This window comes from Xanthomonas sp. NCPPB 2632, assembly GCF_041228075.2.
GTDB lineage: Bacteria > Pseudomonadota > Gammaproteobacteria > Xanthomonadales > Rhodanobacteraceae > Luteibacter.
This window is the reverse complement of the sequence record NZ_CM192979.1, coordinates 1,731,378-1,753,036: the sequence shown is the minus strand read 5'-3', so window position 1 is coordinate 1,753,036 and position 21,659 is coordinate 1,731,378. Positions and strand designations below refer to the sequence as shown.

Here is a 21,659-nt window from a genome sequence, read left to right as displayed (position 1 = left end):
CATCAGGCGACCATCTGGTGGGAAGGGGCATTGCCGAGGGCAAGCGCGCGATCGAAATGCGTGGCCAGCGCCATGTCGTGGCTGACGAACACCACGCCGGTGCCGTGCCGCGTGCACTCGCTCAGGAGCAGTTCCAGGAACGTGTCGCGGGCCTGGGTATCCAGCGCCGAGGTCGGCTCGTCCGCCACCACCAGCTCAGGGCCGCCGATCAACGCGCGCGCCGCCGCCACACGCTGCTGCTGCCCGACGCTCAGCTCGCCGGTCTTGCGTCGCGAGAGCGCGCGCTGGTCCAGGCCCAGCGCGCCCAGCAGGCGTGCCGCCTCGAAGCGCACATCGCCGGCTTTCGCCGTACGCGTGCGCGACCACGCGCAGCCGAGCAGCACGTTCTCGATCGGGTCCAGGAACGGCAGCAGGTTGAACTGCTGGAAGATGTAGCCGAGGTGGTCGGCCCGGAAGCGGTCGCGTGCCGACGAGCCCAGTGACGACAGCGGCGTGCCCAGCACCTCGACCTCACCCGCGTTGGGGGTGAGGACACCGGCGATCAGGCCAAGCAGCGTGCTCTTGCCGCTTCCGCTGGGCCCGCACAGGAACAACCGCTCCCCGCGCGCCACCTCGAAATCTTCCAGCATCAGCACCGTATCCGACGACGGCCACGCGAAACGGAGCCCGCGGCAACGCAATACACCATCCCACTGCCGCTCACTCATGACGCCATCTCAACCTGTTATGTTATAACATAAGTTACATGACCTGCCTTGCACCGCGCCAGCCCTCCCGTGCATTCGATCGCTTCGCATCCTTCTGGGCCATCGGCTGCGCCATCCACTGCCTGGCCCTGCCCCTGATCCTGTTCGCGGTGCCTTCGCTCTATCTGGCGCTGTATTCCTTCCATGCGCCGCATCGGGCGCTGGCCATGGCGCTGCTGCGACTGATCAGCCTCGAGCCCTGGTTCGTGGGCACGGGCGCGCTGATCAGCGCCCTCGCGATGGCGCGTGGCGCATGGCACCATCGACGCGTCGGCCCGGCCGTACTGGCGGCCGTCGGCATCCTGGCATTGTTCGGCTCGTGGTATTTCGCGGGCCTGGGTGCCGGGTGGATGCATCCCGTGGGCGTGGCCTGCGGCGCCAGCGCCCTCGTGGTGGCGCACGCCTGGAACCTCAGGCATTTGCGGCCGTTCGCTGCGCGGAAACGGCAAGCGTTGAAAAACTGACGGCGCACGATGTGTTCGTACAGCATTTCACACGCACAATCGCCCGCACAGGTCGCGGCAACGGCGACCCACGGGGGCGGGGCTCGCAGGCCGACGCCATGGGCGAACCATGTAAGGAGACGAACATGCAGGATGCGGAACCGAAACGGATCTCGACGGGCGCACTGATCGCCATCGCAGCGGCGTATGCCGCCTGTTACGAACTGACGCAGCATGTCTCGTTCTCCCACTGGAACCTCTCGTCCGGCCTTCGGCTGTCCGCGCTGCTGCTGGTGCCGCGCCGCTACTGGCCCGCGCTGCTGCTGGGCGAGACGCTGCCGGTCATCGAGCATGCCGTGCTGTTCGCCCCGCGCTTCGGCATGAACTGGGCCATGATCACGGGCATCCCCGTCATCGCGCTATGCATGCCGGTGGTCGCACTGGTGCGCCGGAAGCTGGCCCTGCATCGACCGGACGGATCGCTCAACATCGGCCTGATCCTGGCCACCACGCTCGTGTGCGCCGGACTCAATGCCGGCCTGAACGACCTGGCCCTGCGCGCTGCGCTGGCGGCCGCTCCCGGCGCCTGGCCGGATCTGGATGCAAGCACGTACTTCTTCGCTTACCTCTTGGGCTCGTACCTGGGCGCCCTGACGCTCACGCCGTCGTTGCTGGCACTGAAGATGGCCGTCGATGCGCCGGCGTCCCAGAAATGGCTGCAAGGTAGCCTGCGCCCGCCGACGGTCGCCCTGGTGGTCGCGGCGGCTTCGCTCATGCTGGCGGTCGGCCTCCTGGCCGGCCATGCGCAGGGCGGCATGCTGATGGCGCTGCGCCTGGGCGTGGCACTGCCCGTGCTGGCCCTCACGCTGCGCTTCGGCTGGCAAGGCGGTGCTCTGGCGGGGCTGGTGGCCAGCGTGGTCCTGGCCACCACCTCGACGACCCTGCTCGACCCGCCAATGATCAATGCGCAGATCGTGCTCGCCTTCGTCCTCTCCGGCGCCTTGCTGATCGGTATCCCCATTGCCCGGGTCAAGATGGCCCGGCTCGGGCAGGCGCGGGCTTTCGGCAACCCGGGTCGTGGGACGGCGGTCTCGGACTGACGCCCGCCGCCCCGCTTCCGGTTCCGGTTTACTGGAAGGTGCTCGAGCACTCCGCGGGATTCTTGCAGTCGGAAGGCACGGCTTGCAGGTAGACGATGCCGCCCGGCGTGGTCACGACGGTGATCGTGATCGTGTCGTCGCGATACACCACGGTACGCGTACCGGCGGGACGCATCGCCGACCGCTCGCTGGGGGTGGCCACGCGGGTGGCGTCCAGGCCGATCGGCAGGCCCATGATCTCCTTCCCGCCATAGGCGAAGGCGCCACGCACGTTGCCTTGTAGATCGTTGACCTGGACGTAGCGCGTGCCGAGTCGCTCGAAGACGAAGACGTGGAAGGCGGAACTGGCACTGACGTCCGACGCATTGGGCCACGCCTGGCCCAGGCCGGTGGAAGCGGGCCCCTGGGCGAACACCGGGGCGGCAATGACCGACAATGCGGCGGCAAAACACAGCGGAAGCAAACGAAAAGCTGAGCGCATGGCAGTCTCTGGGCGGTGGAGGTGGGATTAGCCTAGCCCAGCGGAAAATCCCGATTGCGCGAATACGGCAGATCGTCGTGGGCGCCGCCTTACACCGAACTAACAATCGAAGGCGCATGGTGCAGTTACCGTCCGGCGCGCCGGGCGGCGCCCCTCGCGCGTGATTTCGCCTGGGCGACCCACCGCCGCTTCTGGACCGTCATGCCTCCTGTGAAACCCGACAACCGCTTCCCCAAGGGAGCACCGGCCGACCGCTCGTCCGCCGCCTTCGTCTCCTACGTGTATTCGCACTCCCGCCGCGCGCCACTGCCCGAGGTTCCACGCGAGCCGGCCAAGCCGCGCAAGGGCAAGACGGCCGGCCAGGCCTAGTTTCCCCACGCTAGAATCCCACCTCATATGCTGATGCTTGAGGTGGGATACGTGACCGAACCGACGCTCCTGGAACTGGCCGCCGAAGAAGCGCGGCTGCAGTTCGACACACTCACCCTCGCGCAGGCCTGGGATATCGGTTGCGCACTGCGCGAAGAGGCGCTGCGACGCTCCGGCAAGGTGGCCATCGAGATCGCCCTGCGCGATCGCACGCTGTTCCACGCCGCCCTGCCCGGCACCGACGTCGCCAACGGGCAATGGGTGCGCCGCAAGCGAAACACCGTGCTCGCCCTGGGCACCAGCACGCTTGCCGTGGGCATGAAGCTGGCAAACGCCAACCAGTCCCTGGAAGCACGCTACGGCCTGTCCGCCGCCGACCACGCCCACGACGGCGGCGGTTTCCCGCTGCGCCTGCGCGGCCTCGGCGTCATCGGCGCGATTACCGCCTCCGGCCTGCCTTCCCTGGAGGATCACCGCCTGGTCACCGAGGTCCTGGCGCGGTTTATCTGACCCGCGAGGTATCCAACGCTCGCCATATCTATCCCTCGGGTATCTACCCCTCACGGTATGGGTCCCTCGGGTGTAGGAGCGCACGCACGTGCGCGAACGTGTTGCGTGCGGTTATCGGTGGCATTGTCGCGGGGTGCGCGTTTTGTCAGACTCGATGAACCGTCCCTGAAAAAAGATGTCGCCTGATGCGAACCACGCGCCCTGCCCTTCGTCCCCTCATGACCGGCTCATCGGTCGTCCTGGCGGCCTGTTGCCTTGCGCTGGTGGCCGGCCCCGTCGCCGCGCAGCAGACGCTGACGCCGGAACAGAAGGCGACGATCGCCAAGCGCGAGGATATCGAGCGGCAGCTCGAGGCCGTGGCGGTGGTGGATCGCAAGGTGATGGTGAAGATGCGCGACGGCAAGCGCATGGCGGCCGACGTCTATCGACCGAAGAACGCCACGGGCAAGGTGCCGACGATCTTCGTGCGCACGCCCTATAACTTCAATTTCTGGGACGTGAAGCTCGGCGCGCCCAGCGACATGAGCCGGCAGCTGACGGCGGTGAAGCACGGTTACGCCTACGTCGACATGAACGAGCGCGGCCATTACTTCTCCGAAGGCAACTACGAGATCCTCGGCGCCCCCGTGAGCGACGGGGTGGACGCCGTGCGCTGGATGACCTCGCAGCCGTGGTCCAACGGCAAGGTGGGCACCACCGGGTGCTCGTCCACGGCGGAATGGCAGATGGCCGTCGTCGCGCAAAACGAGCCCGGCCTGGCCGCCTTCAACGTGCAGGGCTTCGGTGCCGGCGTCGGCCGGGTCGGCCCGTTCTACGAGCAGGGCAACTGGTTCCGCGGCGGCGCGGTGCAGATGCTGTTCCAGGCATGGATCTACGGCGAACAGAACCAGGTGCGGCCGATGTTTCCCGCCAACACCTCGCAGGCGGACCTGATCCGCGCGTCCAGGGCGTTCGATCTGGACCCGCAGATGCCGCCGGTGGACTGGGACAAGGCGTTCTGGCACCTGCCCGAGAAAGACATCCTCAAGGCGGTCGACGGGCCCAAGGGCATCTTCGCCGACGCCATGGACGTGCCGACCGGCGGCAACATGATCGCGCGCACGCCCAACAGCCCCGCCTGGTACAAGGGCGGCCTGTGGCACGAGAACATGAAGATCGACCGGCCCGGCCTGTGGTTCATGAGCTGGTTCGACGTGTCCGTGTCGCCCAACCTGGCCGCGTACAACCGCGTGCGTGCCACGGCCTCGAAGGAGGTCGCCGACCAGCAGTACGCGATCATCGCGCCGGCGCTGCACTGCGGTTTCACCCGCGCCACCGAGCACACGATGATCGGCGACCTCGACGTGGGCGATGCGCGCTTCGACTACGAGTCGCTGGTGTTCGGCTGGTTCGACAAGTTCCTCAAAGGCGTGGACAGCCCCGTCGTCGATAAGCAGCCCAAGGTGATGTACTACGTGATGGGCGAGAACAAGTGGCACGACTCGGCCACGTGGCCACCGGCCAACGCGACCCCGCGCGACCTCTTCCTCACCAGCGGTGGCAAGGCCAACACGCTTTATGGCGATGGCAAGCTGGTGGCCGCGGCCGGCGGCACCGACCAGCCGGACCGCTTCGTCTACGACCCGATGAACCCGGTGACCACGCTCGGCGGGGGCGGTTGCTGCCAGGGCACAGCGGTGAAGTTCGGCTCGTTCGACCAGAACCCGCAGCTGACCCGCAACGACATCCTGGTGTACGACTCCGAGCCGTTCAAGGAGGCCACGGAAGTCAGCGGCCCGATCACGGTCACGCTGTATGTCTCCTCCGACGCGAAGGACACCGACTTCACCTTCAAGGTGATGGACGTGGGCACCGACGGCAAGGCCTTCAACCTCACCGAGAACATCCAGCGCATGCGTTACCGCGAGGGCTACGACAAGCCGCCGGTATGGATGAAGGACGGCGAGGTTTACAAGGTGACCTTCCAGCCGATCGACACCAGCAACCTGTTCTATCCGGGACACAAGCTGCGCGTGGCGATTTCCAGCAGCAACTTCCCGCGTTTCGACCGCAACCTCAACACGGGCGGCAACAACTACGACGAGGCCAGCGGCGTCATTGCGCACAACGCCGTGCACCACGACGCCACGCATCCGTCGAAGATCACCTTCACCGTGGTGCCGCGTGGCACGCCCTAGTCGATAGTCGGCCGATCAGGCCGGCTTGCAGCCGGGCGTCACGACGCCCGGCTGTAGCGTGACGCACACGGCGAAGCCGCCCGGCAGGCGATCCACCAGCCGCTCCTCGCGCACGGCGAGGGCAAAGGTGCGCACCGCATTCGCGCCGTCGAAGACCGTGTAATGGCACTGCCCGGAGTCGCTGGCCGCGCAGGCGAAACGCGCCCGGCCCATGCGCACGTCCGTGCGGCTGTCGAGCGTGACGTGGCCATTGTCGCTGGCGGTCATGACCAGGCTGCGATTCTGCGCGTCCGTGCAGCCGGCCAGGTTCATGAAGCAATAGACGATGGCGAGTAAAAGTCGCATGGCGATACTCCTTGGGTCACATGGCCCGGAAGATGGCCATGAACGGCTGGCTGACGGTCAGGGTTTCCGGTCGTCCACGCAGGCGGAGACAGCCCTTGCCGCTGTCGTCGCGTTCCACGGAAGCCACCTGGCGCAGGTTGACGATGGTGGACCGATGGATCTGCCGGAACGTGCGCGAGTCCAGCTGGCGCAGCAGGTCGCGGATGGGGCGCGACACCAGTGCATCGCCCTCGGCCGTGGCCAGCAGCGTGTACTTGTTGTCCGCGCGGAAATAGATCACGTCGTCCACCAGGATCAGGCGCGTGGCCTTGCCCGCGCCGGCGGTAATCCAGGTCAACGGTTCGGCCGCGGGCTCGTCGAAGCGCGCGATCAGGTCGCGGGCCACGTCGCCGGTGCGGCGAGCGTGTTTTTCCGCATCGTCCGCCAGCCGGCTGCGCAGCCGGGCCACGGTCTGGGCCAGTCGCTGGCCGACCACCGGCTTGAGCAGGTAGTCCACGGCGCCGCGCTCGAACGCATCCACGGCGTACTGGTCGTAGGCCGTGACGAACACCACCAGCGTCGCGGGGCTGGCATCGGCGGCCGCCGCGGCCACCTCCATGCCGGTCAGGCCCGGCATGCGGATATCGAGGAAGGCCACGTCCGGACGATGCGTGGCGATCGCGTCCAGGGCCTCGCCGCCGTCCTCGCACACCGCCACCACCTCCAGCTCCGGCCAGGCCGCGGCCAGCTCGCGCTGCAACGCCGTGGCAAGCAGTTTCTCGTCCTCGGCCACGATGCACTTAGGCATGATCGAACGCTCCTTTCGCCGGCAGCATGAGGGTCGCCGCCACACCGTTGGGAAAATTGTTGCCGATGGCGAAACTGGCGGCGGCGCCATAGGTCAGCCGCAGGCGTTCTCGCAGGTTACGCAGACCGATGCCGGTGCCCGCGCCTTCGCTGCGGAAACCCAGGCCGTCGTCGGCCACCGTGAGCGCCAGCGATGCGCCATCGATGCCGGCACGAATCCAGATGCCACCACCACCGGGCTTCGGTTCCAGGCCATGCTTGATCGCGTTCTCGACCAGGGTCTGCAACATCATCGACGGCATCGGCGTATCGCGCAGGTCGTCCGGCACGTCCACGTGCACGAGAAGACGCTCGCCCATGCGCAGTTTCATGATCTCAAGCCACGCGGTGGACCGTTCCAGCTCCTGGCCCACGGTGGACAGCGAGCCGTCGGTGCGTGGCAGCGAGCGACGCAGGTAATCGATGAGATGACCGAGCATGCGATCGGCACCGGCCGGATCGGTGCGCACCAGTTCCTGTGCGCTGGCCAGCGTGTTGTAGAGGAAATGCGGCTCCACCTGTGCCTGCAGCAGCCCGAGTTGCGCCGCGGTCAGCTCCTTCTCCATGGTCGTCTGGCGCACGTCGGCCCGCTCGCGGTTGCGTCGTTCCGCCAGCCGCTGCGTGGTGGAACGCACCAGGGTTTCCGCATATTCCAGCGACGCGCCACCGTCGGGATTGAACCAGTCCGTCCAGGCACCCGCATCCGGCTCGCACACGAACATGACGCTGCACGATCCATCGACCGGTGTCACGGTGGCGGTGATGCGCGTACTCAGGTCGAACGGCAGCCGGGGAAGCCGGCGGCCACGGAAGCGCGGCCGCTCGTGATCGGGCTCGCGAATGATCGCCCGTACCCTCAGCCCGGCACGTGTGGCCGACACATCGTGGACATGCAGCAGGTCGCGCACCACGCTTTCGACGATCTCGTAAGCCTCATCGGCGGCGTAAGGCACCTCGACACGGCGGCGCTGGCGATTGGACAGGGTCTCGGCATCCAGCCGTCCGGCGATGGTGCGCACGCGATACAGATGCGTGACGCCGCGACCGAGGGCGACCAGCAGGCCGGCAAACCATGCGAGGGAGAACAGCAACGGCAGGTCGTCATGCCAGCCCAGGTTGCTCCACACCACCTCCAGCACGCAGAGCGCGGCGATCCACGCCACCACGATGCGGCCGAGAAACCGGATGCTCATGCGCTTTCCCATCGTGTGTGCCCCGTCCTGAAAGTGGGGCGAGCATACGACGCACACGGCACATGCCGAAGGCGAATCCGACGAAACCGGCGCTGGGCCGACGAAACGCCCCTCCTGCGCCGCAGCATGACCTGCGCGTGCGAATGGGCCATGCTCGGGGAACGGCCTGGCGATGGGGATCGCTGGCCACGACAAAGACAAAGGGGTTACTGCATGGCCTTGTTGCTCGTCGTTTTCGCTGTCGCCGTTCTGGCGATCTTCCTCGGCATCAACATGCTGCCGAAAAACCATCCGGCCAACTGGCTGCTCGGCATCGTCGGCGGCGCCTGCCTGGTGCTGGCCTGGTATGCCATCTTCCGTCCGATGCTGATCGCCTCCGGCGGCGGCGATCCGTCGCTGGTCGCGGTGGGTCTCACGGCGGCGGGCATCGTGTCGTGCGTGCTGGGGCTGGTCTGCCTGGGCGTATGCGTGTGGCGCGACCCCACGCGGTTCTGGATGCTGTCCGTCGTCTTCATCGGCGTGATCGGCGCGACCCAGGTCACCGCGTTGTCCTAGGCCCTAGCCTTCCCGCGTGTCTTCGCCCGCGTGGCGGTAATCGCGGGCGGAGAGCGTGGCCTCGCCATCGACCACACGCAGCTCGGCGCTCGCGCCAAAGGGCAAGGTGACCTTGTCGGGCCCATGGCCGAACCGTAGCCCGCGCACCAGTGGTGCCTCGGACACGGCGGCAAAGCGATCCAGTGCGTGCTCCATGTCGTAGCCGTTGTCGTATTCGCTTACCCGATGGCCGCCGAGACTGCCGATCAGGATGGCCGACTGGCGATCGATGACGCCGGCCAGCTTCAGCTCGTAGAGCATCCTCTCGATGCGATAGGCCTGCTCGCCGCTTTCCTCGATGTAGAGGATGCCGCCGTCGATATCGGGTAGGTATCCGGTGCCCGTGAGGCTGCACAGCGACGACAGGTTGCCGCCCCACAGCATTCCGCTGGCCCGCAGGTCGGTCTGGCTGTCGGGGCAGCTCCAGCTGACATCGACCCGGGCATTGAGCACGGTGTCCCAGAACTGGCGCCAGGTGCTTTCGCGCAGGTAGGGCGCACCGAAATCATGCAGCAGCATCGGTCCCTGGAACGAGCCGATGCCACTGCGCGCCAGCAGGGCGCACTGCACGACGGTGAAATCGCCGTGGCCCACCAGCGCGCAGGAGGCATCGGCAAAGCGCGCGGCCAGCCCGACGTAATCGAGCCGGTCCAGCAATGCGATGGCCCCGTAGCCCCCGCAGGTGGCCATGACGATGTCCGGCAGCGGACGGCCGGGCTCGGCAAGGCGGTTGATTTCATCGGCGCGCGCAGTGTCGCTGCCGGCGAAGCGCAGGCAAACGCGATCGAGCACGTCGATGCCCAGAATGGTGTGGCCGGCGGCCTGGAGACGTTCGATTCCGCGCTGGCCGGCAGCGCGGTCTTCCGCATATCCCGAGGGAGCGATGAGCCGTATATCGAGTCGTTTCGGCATGGGAGGCAAGGTAAGGACGCCCTTACCAATACCTCTACGCCGTCAGGAAGGCAACCCGAAATGGGCAGGAAGCCTTCCGGCACCCGCGGCGAGCCTTACCAGCCGTCGTATTCCTCGGCCGCGGTGAGCTCTTCGGCGGGTGCGCTGCGGGTGAGCGTTTCGCGCGGTTGCTCGCCAAAGACGCTGCGGTACTTCTCCGCAAACCGCGAGAGATCCCACATGCCGCAGCTGAGCGCCACCGACTTGACCGAACGACGTCCGGCTTCGGCCGTGACCAGGCTGCGATGCGCGGTGCACAGGCGCAGCATGGCCAGGTAACGGTTAGGCGGGATGCCCAGCAGGTCGTCGAAGGCGTAGCGCAGGCCACGCTCGCTCGCGCCGGCGGCCTGGCACAGCTCCTGCGAGTAGATATCGCGGCGCAGGTTGGCCCGCATGAAGCGTTCCGCGCGGCGCATCACCTGGTAGTGCGCACGACGACCGCGCGAGGCCACCGGACGGTCTTCCGAGGAAGAACCCAGGGCCACCCGGATGTGCTCGTCGAGCAGGTCTTCCACGGGGCCGAAGGCGGTATCGACCGGCTCGCGTACCCGCTCGGCGATCTGCCGGTAGGCCCGTTTCAGGTGATCCGAGGTAACTGAGAAAAGCCTCAAGCGCTGGGCGGCCATGTCCACGTCGGCATGGTCCGACGCCAGGAACCGCGAACGGAAGCGGGCATACGGCGCCACCACCAGGGTGAACCGCGTACCCCGCTCGAACATGAAATCGGTGGGGGTACCGCGCAGCAGCGTCACCGCCATCTCCGACTCCACGCTGATGCCCTGGCACCAGCTGCGCTCGCCGGCCTCGTGCAGGTAGACCAGCATGCAGGCGTCTTCGGGCACGGTCAGTGCCCCGCGCACGTCGAAATCGATGTGCGCGGTGACATAGGTGACCCCGTCGTGGGTTTTCGTCGACAGCGCGGCGCGAGGGCGCGCCGGGCTCAACGTCAGCAGATCGACATCGCACACCCCCAGCGCGGCGCCGAGCGTGACGAGGTCGTAATCTTCAAGCCCCTGTACATCCGTGAGACGACTCATGTCGGCTCTCCCGGGTGAGTTTTCTTAGTCATTTGTTCAACCCCCGCGTTCCAGGGGCAGGCACTTTGCCCACCCGCCGAATCCCCCTCGACCCGTGCTCACCCGTACCGGGGATAACGATGTCAGGACATATAACTACTCATGTAAGGCAAAAAAGGCCAGTGAAGTGTGAATTTGCCGAATCGGCATAACGACCGCTCAAGCTTTTGATGAAATTGGCAAAAGTGCCGCTTGAGCCAGGCCCGCGACCACGCCGAGCGACGGATCGCCATGCACGACGGGCACCCCCGGAAAGCTGGCGCCGACCCGCGCGCGCACCTGCGGCGAGCGCGACGTGCCGCCGGTGAGAAAGACGCTTGCGGGCGCCTCGTCCAGATCCGCGTCGGCGTCGCGCAGCAGTCGCCCCACGCGGTCGAGGAAGTCTTCCGACGCGGCGTCGAAATCCGCCGAAACGGCATGGATCTCCAGACCTGCCTCGATAAAATCCAGCGCGGCGGTGGTTGCGTCCTGCATCGACAGACCGATCTTGACCCGCTCCGCGGACTGGTTCAACCGGGTGGTCGAACCGGTTCCCTGCAGCGCCTGCAGGCGCGACCGGAAGGGCTCGTCCACGAAGCGGTAGTCCTGCTTGCGGAACTCGCGCTGCTTGGGCAGGTTGTGGACGCTGGCGGCTTCCACGAAATGGTGCACGGGCACGCCCGTGATGTCCTTGCCGAACAGGGGCATGAAGCTGTGCAGGCTCACGCCCACGTCCAGATCCGTGCCGCCCCGGGGCAGGCCCCAGCTGCGGTGCATGATCGGTGTGCGCCCTGCCCCGAGCTCCGCGTAGGCAACGTCCGTGGTGCCACCGCCGATATCGACGATGATCGCGCGCTGCCGCTCGCCCAGGGAGAGGTGGTAATGCATGGCCGCCGCAGCCGGCTCCTCCAGGAAATCCACCGCGTCGAAACCGGCGATGCCGGCCGCCTCGCGCAGGATCGACAGGGCCTGCTCGCCACCGGCCGGGCCCATTGAGCTGCGGAACTCCACCGGCCGGCCGATCACCGCCTCGCGCACCGGCGTGCCGAACTGGCGGGTCGCCACCAGCCGCACGTGCTCCAGGATGTGCGCCGCGATGCTGACGATGGTCTTGCGCACGCGCGGGTCCAGCTTGTAACCGAACATCGACTTGGGCGACTCGATCAGGTTGCCCGAGCCTTCTTCCAGGTAGGCCTCTACCGCTTCCTCGCCGAACAGGGCGTCCTGGAAGCTGGCCACGGACGCGGACGCCTCGCGCGTACGCTCTTCCATCCACTGCCGGCGCACCACGCGGATCGCATCGCGGCGCAGGTCGCGGTCCGAGCGTGGCGTGCGGCCGGCCTGACGTTCGTCCCCGCGGGTGGCGCGCACGAACGCATCCACCTGCGCTTCCAGCAGCGGGGTCAGCACGAAGTCGTCGACGTTCGGCACCACCTCGGGAAAGAACACCGCCGTGCGGAACTGCTGGGCGTCGCCGAAGCGGACCAGCTCGAGCTGGCCGTCGACCACCGCGGCGGCGGCGGAATAACTGGTACCGAAATCGATGCCGATGCGCATGAGGAGGTTTCCGTGACGGCAAACGTTCCATTATGACCACGTAGGCGCCGGGACGACAGGCCCGGGGATGCGGCTACACTCGAGGGCCACTTCCGCTACCGGGAATGCCCGACGATGCGTCGACTCGCTCTCGCCTGCCTGACCGCCCTCACCCTGGCCGCCTGCCACTCCCACGACGAGGACAAGGCCGCCGCGACGCCCCCGGCGGCGCCCGCCCGCGCCACCACGTCGCCGCCGCCCCCGCTGCCGGCGGTGGCCAACGAGCACCATGAGTTCAGCCCCGAGATCACGGCGGGCGATTTCGCCTCCCACCTGCGTACGCTGTCCTCGGACGAGTACGACGGGCGCAAGCCGGGCACGCTGGGCGAGCGGCTGACCACCAACTACATCGTCAGCCAGTTCAAGCGGATGGGCCTGGAGCCGGGCAACAAGGGCGACTGGCTGCAAACCGTGCCGGCCGTCTCCACCACCCTGAACCACCAGGAGACCCTGACCCTCGACGTCGCCGAGGGCGGCGGCAAGGAAGCCTTCGCCTTCGGCAAGGACATGGTGGCCGGCACCCTGCAGGCCAAATCCGACGTGGATCTGAAGGACTCGGACATCGTCTTCGTCGGCTACGGCGTGGATGCCCCCGAGGCACAGTGGAACGACTTCGACGGCGTGGACGTCAAGGGCAAGACCGTCATCATCCTGGTCAACGACCCGGGCTGGAACGCGAACGACCCGAAGCTGTTCAAGGGTCGCGAGATGACCTACTACGGCCGCTGGACCTACAAGTTCGAGGAAGCCGCCCGCCAGGGGGCGGCCGCGGCGTTCATCGTCCACCAGACCGAGCCGGCCGCCTACGGCTGGAACGTGGTGCAGAGCAGCTGGACCATGCCGCGCCTGGACCTGCCCGAGGACGAATCGCCCGCCCCGCGCCTGCCGGTGGCGGGCTGGCTGACCCACGAGGCGGCGCAGCGCCTGTTCGCCAGGGCCGGAAAGAACTTCGACGACCTGGCCCACCAGGCCGATGTACGAGGCTTCAAGGCCGTGCCGCTGGAGGCCAAGGCGTCGATCCACCTGGACAGCACCATCGCGCACTCGCTGAGCAACAACGTGATCGGCATGGTCAAGGGCACCGACACCCCCGACGAGGCGATCGTCTACACCGCGCACTGGGACCACCTGGGCCACGACCCGGCACTGCCCGGGCACGCCATCTACAATGGCGCGATCGACAACGGCACGGGAGTGGCCGCGTTACTGGAGATCGCGGGCAAGTTCGCCCAGGACAAACCGAAACGCAGCGTGGTGTTCGCCGCGGTGACCATGGAGGAATCCGGCCTGCTCGGCTCGCAGTACTACGTCGCGCACCCACCGTTCCCGCTGGCGAAGACGGTGGCCGACATCAACATGGATGCGCTGCCGATCACCGGACCCACGAAGGACATGGAAGTGACGGGCCTGGGCCAGGGCACGCTGGAAGACCTGTTCGCCGACGTACTCAAGGCCGACGGTCGCGTGATCAGCGGCGACGACACGCCGGAGAAGGGTCATTACTTCCGGTCCGACCACTTCAACTTCGCCAAGGCCGGCGTGCCGGCACTGGCCGCCGGCGGCGGCATCGACATGGTCGAGGGCGGCAAGGCCGCCGGCAAGGCGGCTGCCGAGGACTACAACGCCCACCGCTACCACCAGCCCACCGATGTCTACGACATGCGCTGGAACTTCGACGGCGTGATCCAGAACGTCAAGGCGTTCTATGCGCTGGGCGAGAAGCTGGCGGACAGCGACCTGTGGCCCGAATGGAAGGACGGGAGCGAATTCAAGGCGGCGCGCGAGCGTTCGCGGGGGAAGAAATGAGGAATTGCCGGCGGTAGAAATCGCCCACATCGTGGGCTCCTACATCCGCACGCCACCGCAGATCATTTGTAGGAGCCCACGATGTGGGCGATCACCCCAGGTCCGGCGATCATGTAGGAGCCCACGATGTGGGCGAATCCAAGTCCATAGCGCTCAGTAATTCACCTGCAACTGCACCCGCAACAACTGCCCGTCGATGCGCGGATACGGGGCCGCCGTAACATCGGTGCGGCGCATGTTGGCCCAGGCCACGGCCAGTTCCACGGCGCTGGATGGTTGCCACTCGATGCCGGCTTCCGTCTCGTCCACCGACATCCTCGGCGCATTGGTGTCGAACTTGGCCGCGCCGCGGTAGGTCTGCCACTTCACGTAGGGCATCAGCGAGCCATACGCGTCCCCGTCGAACTTGTACATCACCTGCGCATAACCGCCACGCAGCGACTTCGTGCGCACGGTGCGCCGCGCGACATCCAGTTCCGGTCCCTTGCCCACCGTCCATTCCGCCTGGAAACCGAACGGCTGCGGGTAGTACACGACGTGCGCGGCGACACGACGATCGGTGGACCCCGCCACCGGTGCATCCACCGACGGCGTGAACGTGCGACCGTCGATCGTCGCCGCGGCGGTGCTCACCTTGTAGCGGCCGCTGTAGGCATCCGCGCCTACTTCGAGGAACTGGCCGTTGGCGAACTTGAACGGATAGGACACATGGACGACCGAGTGCAGCTGGTCGTTGCGGTCGGGTCGGTTGGCGCCCTGCCCGTTGTACACGCCGACGCCGAACACGCCGTAGTCACCCGAGCCCTTGAGGCCGGATTTCACGAGGTAGGCGTAGCGTTCCTTGATCTCTTTCGGTGTCCAGTAGAAGAACACGCCCAGGTCGCGCTCGTCGCGGACGCCGGAGTTGAGCGCATCGGCGCGGTCCAGAGCGAGGCGGTTCTGGCTGGACTGGAGGTCTTCCCAGCCGTAGGGGATCTTCGACTGGCCCGCACGGATGCGGAAGGTCTTGTCCTTGTCGAGCCACAGGTCCGCGTAGGCATCACGCAGCTGGGCGAAGTTGCCGGTGCTCGAACCCGAAGGCGTGCTGGCCAGGTCGGGCTGGATGTAGATCGACATCCGGTCGGTGACATCGCCGCTGATGACCACGCGGGCACGACGGATGCCGAAGCCCTGCTCACGCCCGATGTATCGGTCGCCGGGTGACTTCAGGTCCTTCGCGTCGTCGCCGAGCTCCTGGTTGTAGCGCATCTGCACGTAGCCGCGGATGCCGATGCGGTCGTACCAGGCCTTTGCGGACGAGGGGGCCTTGGCATGCCCTGTAGCCGGTGCCACACCGGCGGAGCTGCCTGCCGATGCCACCTGCGATGCAGACGTCGACGACCCGCCGGCGCCGGTAGCCGCGACGGCGCCGGCCGTCGTCCCGCCCGCGGTAGTGGTCGTGGCCGTTGACGCCCCCTCCTGCACCTGGGCGAACTTGCCCAGTCGCGTCCGCCCGGGACCCGGTTCGGCAAAAATCTGCCGCGTCGCAGTGTCCACGTACAACTCGATGGCCGACTCTGGCACGCCGTCGGCAGCTGCGGTACCGCACAGGGTCCAGAAGGCCGCTGCCAGGGGAAGTCTCTTCATGCCACCGCTCCAAAAGTCTTAAGAAAATACTCAAACGTCGTCGATATAGACGCTTATTGCTGCCAACGTCGTTTTCACGCCGGACGGTCGGCAAGGTATCGGCGTCGGGTTTCACTTCCATGACAACGCGCGATTTCTTGCGACATGACGCATTTCCGCACTGCAACACTTTCGTCATGCGGACGTAACAAGGGATAATTCGCCACGACGCGCCCTCGCCAGGGGATCGGCTCGACGGATTCGGCGAGGCACTTCCATCCCAGCTCCACCCAGGCGGAACCCAAACCATGTCCTTCGCAAGCACGCGCCCGTCGCGACGTCTCGTCATTGCCCTGTCCATCGCCGCCGCCCTCGGCGCCGGCCCGGCCTTCGCCCAGGACGCCACGCCCGCGGCACCGCCTGCCGGTACGCCGGGCAAGACCGCCACGCTGCAGACGATCAGCGTCACCGCGGAGAAGCGCACGGAAGACCTGCAGAAGGTGCCCATCTCGATGACGGTGGTGACCGCCGAGAAGCTGGAGGCCTTCGGCCAGGCCGGCGACGGCGTGCTGCAACTCGCCTCGCGCGCGCCCAGCGTGTATGCCGAGACGTCCTACGGCCGCGAGTTCCCGCGCTTCTACATCCGTGGCCTGGGCAACAGCGATTTCGACCTCAACGCCTCGCAGCCCGTGTCGATGGTCTACGACGACATCGTGCAGGAGAACCCCATCCTGAAGGGCTTCCCGCTGTTCGACCTGGAGCAGGTGGAAGTGCTGCGCGGTCCGCAGGGCACGTTGTTCGGCCGTAACTCGCCGGCCGGCGTCATCAAGTTCGAATCGCGCAAGCCGACGCAGGAAACCGAGGGCTATGCGCGCGTCTCGTACGGCTCCTACGGCACCGCCAACGCCGAGGCCGCCCTGGGCGGCAAGCTGAGTTCCAGCTGGTCCGGGCGCGTGTCCGCCGTGGCCCAGCACCGCGACGGCTGGATCGACAACGACTACACCGGCAAGAAGGACGACCTGGGCGGCTACAACGACCGTGCCATCCGCCTGCAGGCGCTGTACAAGGCCACGGAGGACTTCGACGCCCTCATCAACGTCCACGGCCGCTGGCTGGACGGCAGCGCGATGGTCAACCGCGCCAATGCCATCACCCTGGGCGGCAACCAGTTCGTGCCGGGCTTCGATCGCGATTCGGTGTCGCAGGACGGCGACAACAAGCAGCACCTGTTCACCTGGGGCAGCAACCTGCACCTGAACTGGCACTTCGGCGACCTCAACTTCGCCTCGATCACGGGCCTTGAGCGCGCCACGACCTACAGCCTGGGCGATGTCGACGGCGGTTACGACGCGTCCGGCACCCCGGCGCGCGCCAGCGCCACCAACCGCGTCACGCCGTTCCCCTCCGAGACCGCCGACGCGCTGCCGAAGGATCGCCAGATCACCCAGGAATTCCGCCTGTCCAACGACACGTCGGATCGGCTGAAGTGGCAGGTCGGCACGTATTACTTCGACGAAGACATCGCGATCAGCAATTTCTCCTACGACACGCTGAACAACCACGTGCTCAACGGCTGGGTGGACCAGAGCCAGCGCACGAAGGCATGGGCGGTGTTCGGCTCGGCCGATTACAACGTGACCGACAGCTTCGACGTGCGTGCCGGCGCGCGCTGGTCGCACGACAAGCGCGAGTTCAGTGCCGAGCGTTTCCTGGGCTTCACCGGCCCGGTCGGTCCGCTCACCTCCGACCCCACCGACTCGCGCTGGAGCGGCGACCTGACCGGCACCTGGCAGCTGACCAGGAACGCCAACATCTATGCGCGTGTGGCCAACGGTTTCCGCGCGCCCAGCGTGCAGGGCCGGATCAACTTCGCCAACAGCATCTCCACGGCGAAGCCGGAGACGATCACCTCGTACGAAGTGGGCTTCAAGTCGACCACGGACGACCAGAAGCTGCGTTTCAACGCGGACATCTACAAGTACAACATGCACAACCAGCAGCTGACCGCCGTGGGGGGTGCCACCAACGTCACGCAGCTGATCAACGCGAAGAAGACCGAAGGCTACGGCGCCGAGTTCGATCTGGAAGCCTACCTCACCCCGCAGTTCTACATGACCGCCGGCGGCAGCTATAACCACACCGAGCTGAAGGACCGCAACCTGGCCATCGCCCCGTGCGGCGGCGGCTGCACCGTGCTCGATCCGCTCAACCTCGCCGGCAATGCGCTGATCGACGGCAACACGCTGCCCAACGCGCCGAAGTGGATCGGCACCTGGACCGCGCGCTACGGCATCCCTTATGGCGAGAGCGGCGAGTTCTTCGTCTACACCGACTGGAACTACCGCAGCGAGGTGAACTTCTTCCTGTACGACTCGGCGGAGTTCAAGAGCAAGCCCTTCCTCGAAGGCGGCATCCGCGTCGGCTACAACTGGGACTTCGGCAAGCGCGAGGTCGCGCTCTACGGCCGCAACATCACCAACAAGAAGGTGATCACCGGCGGCATCGACTTCAACAACCGCACCGCCTTCGTCAACGATCCGCGCGTCGTCGGCATCGAGTTCCGCGCCGAACTCTAAGCCGTCCCCGCGCCCCGCAAGGCGCCCCGCACACCGACCACCCCGCGGCCGGCCCACCCAGGGCCGGCCGCTTCCATTTCCGGCCCCGTCCGCCCTCGCGCCGTCCGCCGTCCGCCGTCGCGTCGTCGCGTCGTCGCGTCGTCGCCGCGTAGGAGCGCACGCACGTGCGCGAAATCCCCACGACACCCTCCCCATTCGCCCAAACACCACGCCCGCCTTAAACCCTCTCCCCCCAACCCGCATCAGACCGTGTGCCCGCCGCCCAGATCACCAGCACAGCGCGGCACGGCCTAGGCCACAAGTCACAGAAGAATCCCGACGATTCCGCTTGACGACTAAAAATCTGGTGTTATAGTTCACTACAACACCGGTCACCCACAGCACCGCAGGAGCAACACCATGAAAACCCCGAACCTCGTCGCCGTCGCCGCTTCCGTCGCCCTCGCCGTCGCCAGCCTGGCCGTCTTCAGCAGCACCTCCACCTCGGCCGCCCCGATCGCCGTCATCAACGGCAGCAAGGTCACCAACCTGGCCCCGATCGTCGTCTACGCCGACGCCGCCCCCGTCGTCGCTTCCCTCTAACCACCCAACACCTGCACGGCGCCCCGCCGGCAGCACGTCCTCGGAGTCGTCCCATGAAAGCGCCGAACCTCATCGCACTGACCGCCTCTGTACTCATCGCCGGAACCAGCGTGTTCGCCCTGCGCTCCTTCGATGACCGTGTTGCCGCCCTGGCCAGCGTGCCCGCCTTCGTCAACGGCGTACGCGTCGTCGACCTGCCTGCCCTGGAAGTCCGCCCCACCGCCGCCGATGTGCGCGAGGCGGCCCTGGGCAGCGAAGCCAGCCTCGACTCGGCAGCTGCCACCCTTCGTCGCAGCGCGGAGGATCGTGCCGCCGCATTGATCGGCGCACAGATGGCCATGCCCTACTATTCGTTTGGAAATGCATTGCGCCGCACGGCGAAGGAATGAATTACATGTCCATCACCTGGAACGACAGCATCCCGATCTACCGCCAGCTCCGCGAACGCGTGGTGGCGATGATCCTGGATGGCGCCTTGAACGAAGGCGATCCGCTGCCGTCGGTACGCCAGGTCGCGGGGGATTTTCAGATCAACCCGCTGACCGTGTCCAAGGCGTACCAGGAGCTGGTCGACGAACAACTGGTTGAGAAACGGAGGGGTCTTGGCATGTTCGTGATCGATGGGGCGCGCGACGCGCTGCTGAAAAGTGAAAGGGAGCGCTTCCTGCGCGAGGAATGGCCGGCCTTGTTCGCCCGCCTCCAGCGCATGGGCCTCGACATTAAAACCCTGATGCGTGAAGCCCATGGCTCCACGGAGGATCCATCATGACCGCGGTCGTTACCGCCACCGGCCTCACCAAGCGCTTCAAGTCGTCGCTGGCCCTGGACGGCGCCTCGTTCCAGATCGGTCCGGGCCGCATCGTCGGCCTCATCGGTCCCAACGGCGCCGGCAAGACCACCGCGCTGAAAGCCATCCTCGGCCTCACCACCTTCGAAGGGCAGTTGGACGTCCTGGGCATGGATCCCCGCCGCGAGCGCGGCAAGCTGATGGAACAGGTGTGCTTCATCGCGGATGTGGCGGTGCTGCCACGCTGGCTGAAGGTGCGCGACGCCGTCGACTTCGTGGCCAACACGCACCCCCGCTTCGATCGCGCCAAGTGCGACGCTTTCCTCGCCCGCACCAAGCTGCAGCCGGGACAGAAGGTCAAGCAGATGTCCAAGGGCATGATCGTGCAGTTGCACCTGGCCCTGGTCATGTCGATCGACGCGAAGCTGCTGATCCTGGACGAGCCCACGCTGGGCCTGGACATCCTCTACCGCAAGCAGTTCTACCAGACCCTGCTGGAAGACTATTTCGACGAGCAGAAAACCATCGTGGTGACCACCCACCAGGTGGAGGAGATCGAACACATCCTCACCGACCTGATGTTCATCCGCGACGGCAAGATCGTGCTGGACACCGACATGGACAGCCTGGGCGAGCGCTTCGCCGAGGTGCTGGTCGGCACGGAGCACGCGCAAGCCGCCCGGGAACTGGGGCCGCTGGACGAGCGCCAGGTGTTCGGCAAGAGCATCTTCCTCTTCGACAACGTGGATCGAGCGCGGCTGGAACAGCTGGGTGAGGTACGACGTCCGTCGATCGGCGACCTTTTCGTCGCCACCATGAAGGGTACCTACGTATGAAAACCTTCTACTGGCTGGTCAAGCGCGAGTTCTGGGAACACAAGGGCGGGTTCTTCTGGGCCCCGGTGATCTCCGGCATCGTCTTCCTCGCGATCAACCTCATGGGCATCGCGGTCGGCGAGATGTTCGGCAACAACGGCCGCATGGGCGGCTTCCACTTCGACGACATGCACCTGCAGGGCGGCATGAGCCTCGAGGATCTGCGCAACGCCGGCGCCGCCATCGACATCATGCTCTACGCCGTGGCCGGCATCATCCTGGCGGTGGCCGCCATCGTCATCTTCTTCTACTGCCTGGGTGCGCTGTACGACGACCGTCGCGATCGCAGCATCCTGTTCTGGAAGTCGCTGCCGGTGTCGGACACTTCCACCGTGCTGTCCAAGGTGGCCAGTGCCGCGGTGCTCGCCCCGGTGATCGCGATCGTGGTCGGTGTCATCGTCGGCTTGTGCCTCGCCCTGGTGGTGGCCATCGTCGGCCAGGTCCACGGCCTGAGCGTCTGGCGGCTGCTGATGGAAGCGCATCCGGTGGGCGTGGTGCTGAAGATGGTGCTGCTGATCCCGCTCTACGCCATCTGGGCCCTGCCGACCATCGGCTGGCTGCTGCTCTGCTCCGCCTGGGCCCGCAGCAAACCGTTCCTCTGGGCGATCGCCCTGCCCCTCGGCGCCGGCGTCATCGTGTCCTGGTTCAACCTGATGGGTGCCGCCGGCATGGAAAGCGGCTGGTTCTGGAAGAACATCGTGGGACGCCTGCTGGGCAGCCTGGCCCCGGGTGGCTGGGTCACCAAGTCCTCCACGCTGGTGGTCACCGGCCACGACAACCCGGCGGCCCTGCTCAACAGCATGGACCTGGCCTACCACTACAGCGCCCTGGCCAACCCGTCCGCCTGGATCGGTGCGATCGCCGGTGTAATGATGATCGCCGGCGCCATCTGGTTCCGCCGTTGGCGCGACGACAGCTGAGCACGAACGACAACGGCCCGAAAGGGCCGTTTTTTTGTACGGTGTAGGAGCCCACGATGTGGGCGAACCGTCGACGTAGCTACGGCGAAAGACGCCGCCCGCCTGTACAGGCGAGCGTTTCTA

General features: G+C 66.6%; 22 protein-coding genes. 13 read left to right on the top strand and 9 right to left on the bottom strand.

What is annotated here, in order from left to right:
• Window positions 1-2: 2 nt before the first annotated feature.
• Window positions 3-629 (bottom strand): ABC transporter ATP-binding protein, encoded by a 627-nt coding sequence (locus AB8808_RS08020; RefSeq protein ID WP_369931347.1) that lies wholly within the window; start codon window positions 627-629, stop codon window positions 3-5.
• A gap of 116 nt (window positions 630-745) precedes the next feature.
• Here AB8808_RS08020 and AB8808_RS08015 point away from each other — a divergent pair, with 116 nt between their 5' ends.
• Together AB8808_RS08015 and AB8808_RS08010 are read left to right on the top strand one after the other, a co-directional pair.
• Complete coding sequence (locus tag AB8808_RS08015) at window positions 746-1,210, top strand: MerC domain-containing protein (RefSeq protein ID WP_369928287.1); 465 nt, start codon at window positions 746-748, stop codon at window positions 1,208-1,210.
• A gap of 125 nt (window positions 1,211-1,335) precedes the next feature.
• Window positions 1,336-2,289 carry an MASE1 domain-containing protein gene (locus tag AB8808_RS08010; protein ID WP_369928286.1) on the top strand — a complete coding sequence of 318 codons (954 nt, stop codon included), beginning with the start codon at window positions 1,336-1,338 and terminating at the stop codon, window positions 2,287-2,289.
• 28 nt (window positions 2,290-2,317) lie between these two features.
• Here the strand turns inward: AB8808_RS08010 and AB8808_RS08005 are convergent, their stop codons facing one another.
• A complete protein-coding gene (locus AB8808_RS08005; protein ID WP_369928285.1) occupies window positions 2,318-2,770 on the bottom strand; it encodes a hypothetical protein in 453 nt (150 codons plus the stop codon).
• A 201-nt stretch (window positions 2,771-2,971) separates the two neighbouring features.
• Between AB8808_RS08005 and AB8808_RS08000 the strand changes: the two genes are divergently transcribed.
• From AB8808_RS08000 to AB8808_RS07990, 3 genes are all read left to right on the top strand, one after another.
• Complete coding sequence (locus AB8808_RS08000) at window positions 2,972-3,139, top strand: hypothetical protein (RefSeq protein ID WP_185754437.1); 168 nt, start codon at window positions 2,972-2,974, stop codon at window positions 3,137-3,139.
• Between the two features lie 51 nt (window positions 3,140-3,190).
• The gene (locus AB8808_RS07995) at window positions 3,191-3,649 is read left to right on the top strand and encodes a heme-degrading domain-containing protein (protein ID WP_369928284.1); all 459 of its coding nucleotides are present in this window, start codon (window positions 3,191-3,193) and stop codon (window positions 3,647-3,649) included.
• A 218-nt stretch (window positions 3,650-3,867) separates the two neighbouring features.
• Window positions 3,868-5,826: a CocE/NonD family hydrolase gene (locus AB8808_RS07990; protein ID WP_506193248.1), complete on the top strand. Its 1,959-nt coding sequence runs from the start codon at window positions 3,868-3,870 to the stop codon at window positions 5,824-5,826.
• Window positions 5,827-5,841: 15 nt separating this feature from the next.
• Here AB8808_RS07990 and AB8808_RS07985 read toward each other — a convergent pair whose 3' ends face one another.
• From AB8808_RS07985 to AB8808_RS07975, 3 genes are read right to left on the bottom strand one after another with little or no spacing between them, the layout of a single operon-like run.
• Entirely contained in the window at window positions 5,842-6,171 is a 330-nt protein-coding gene (locus tag AB8808_RS07985) for a hypothetical protein (protein ID WP_369928280.1), read from the bottom strand.
• Window positions 6,172-6,187: 16 nt separating this feature from the next.
• A complete protein-coding gene (locus tag AB8808_RS07980) occupies window positions 6,188-6,958 on the bottom strand; it encodes a LytR/AlgR family response regulator transcription factor (RefSeq protein ID WP_369928278.1) in 771 nt (256 codons plus the stop codon).
• Window positions 6,951-8,189 carry a histidine kinase gene (locus tag AB8808_RS07975; RefSeq protein ID WP_369928275.1) on the bottom strand — a complete coding sequence of 413 codons (1,239 nt, stop codon included), beginning with the start codon at window positions 8,187-8,189 and terminating at the stop codon, window positions 6,951-6,953. Before AB8808_RS07975 ends, AB8808_RS07980 begins: the two co-directional genes overlap by 8 nt.
• Window positions 8,190-8,402: 213 nt before the next feature.
• Between AB8808_RS07975 and AB8808_RS07970 the strand changes: the two genes are divergently transcribed.
• Window positions 8,403-8,744: a hypothetical protein gene (locus AB8808_RS07970; RefSeq protein ID WP_369928273.1), complete on the top strand. Its 342-nt coding sequence runs from the start codon at window positions 8,403-8,405 to the stop codon at window positions 8,742-8,744.
• A 3-nt stretch (window positions 8,745-8,747) separates the two neighbouring features.
• On the opposite strand, the gene AB8808_RS07965 is transcribed toward AB8808_RS07970, so the two are convergent.
• The 3 genes from AB8808_RS07965 to AB8808_RS07955 all read right to left on the bottom strand — a co-directional run bounded on the left by AB8808_RS07965 (window position 8,748) and on the right by AB8808_RS07955 (window position 12,346).
• Complete coding sequence (locus AB8808_RS07965) at window positions 8,748-9,695, bottom strand: LD-carboxypeptidase (RefSeq protein ID WP_369928270.1); 948 nt, start codon at window positions 9,693-9,695, stop codon at window positions 8,748-8,750.
• 95 nt (window positions 9,696-9,790) lie between these two features.
• Window positions 9,791-10,771: a helix-turn-helix domain-containing protein gene (locus AB8808_RS07960; RefSeq protein ID WP_369928268.1), complete on the bottom strand. Its 981-nt coding sequence runs from the start codon at window positions 10,769-10,771 to the stop codon at window positions 9,791-9,793.
• 198 nt (window positions 10,772-10,969) lie between these two features.
• Window positions 10,970-12,346, bottom strand: coding sequence for an Hsp70 family protein (locus AB8808_RS07955; RefSeq protein WP_369928266.1), 1,377 nt, complete (start codon window positions 12,344-12,346; stop codon window positions 10,970-10,972).
• Window positions 12,347-12,460: 114 nt separating this feature from the next.
• Between AB8808_RS07955 and AB8808_RS07950 the strand changes: the two genes are divergently transcribed.
• Window positions 12,461-14,191, top strand: coding sequence for a M28 family metallopeptidase (locus tag AB8808_RS07950; RefSeq protein ID WP_369928264.1), 1,731 nt, complete (start codon window positions 12,461-12,463; stop codon window positions 14,189-14,191).
• Window positions 14,192-14,344: 153 nt separating this feature from the next.
• On the opposite strand, the gene AB8808_RS07945 is transcribed toward AB8808_RS07950, so the two are convergent.
• Window positions 14,345-15,817, bottom strand: a complete 1,473-nt coding sequence (locus AB8808_RS07945) for a porin (protein WP_369928262.1) — start codon at window positions 15,815-15,817, stop codon at window positions 14,345-14,347.
• 287 nt (window positions 15,818-16,104) lie between these two features.
• Between AB8808_RS07945 and AB8808_RS07940 the strand changes: the two genes are divergently transcribed.
• From AB8808_RS07940 to AB8808_RS07915, 6 genes are all read left to right on the top strand, one after another.
• Window positions 16,105-18,372, top strand: coding sequence for a TonB-dependent receptor (locus AB8808_RS07940; protein WP_369928260.1), 2,268 nt, complete (start codon window positions 16,105-16,107; stop codon window positions 18,370-18,372).
• A 399-nt stretch (window positions 18,373-18,771) separates the two neighbouring features.
• Window positions 18,772-18,954, top strand: a complete 183-nt coding sequence (locus AB8808_RS07935; protein ID WP_036142345.1) for a hypothetical protein — start codon at window positions 18,772-18,774, stop codon at window positions 18,952-18,954.
• 53 nt (window positions 18,955-19,007) lie between these two features.
• The gene (locus AB8808_RS07930; RefSeq protein ID WP_036142346.1) at window positions 19,008-19,343 is read left to right on the top strand and encodes a hypothetical protein; all 336 of its coding nucleotides are present in this window, start codon (window positions 19,008-19,010) and stop codon (window positions 19,341-19,343) included.
• A gap of 5 nt (window positions 19,344-19,348) precedes the next feature.
• The gene (locus AB8808_RS07925; protein WP_036142347.1) at window positions 19,349-19,723 is read left to right on the top strand and encodes a GntR family transcriptional regulator; all 375 of its coding nucleotides are present in this window, start codon (window positions 19,349-19,351) and stop codon (window positions 19,721-19,723) included.
• Entirely contained in the window at window positions 19,720-20,577 is an 858-nt protein-coding gene (locus AB8808_RS07920) for an ABC transporter ATP-binding protein (protein WP_369928257.1), read from the top strand. Before AB8808_RS07925 ends, AB8808_RS07920 begins: the two co-directional genes overlap by 4 nt.
• A complete protein-coding gene (locus AB8808_RS07915) occupies window positions 20,574-21,536 on the top strand; it encodes an ABC-2 transporter permease (RefSeq protein WP_369928255.1) in 963 nt (320 codons plus the stop codon). Before AB8808_RS07920 ends, AB8808_RS07915 begins: the two co-directional genes overlap by 4 nt.
• Window positions 21,537-21,659: the final 123 nt, after the last annotated feature.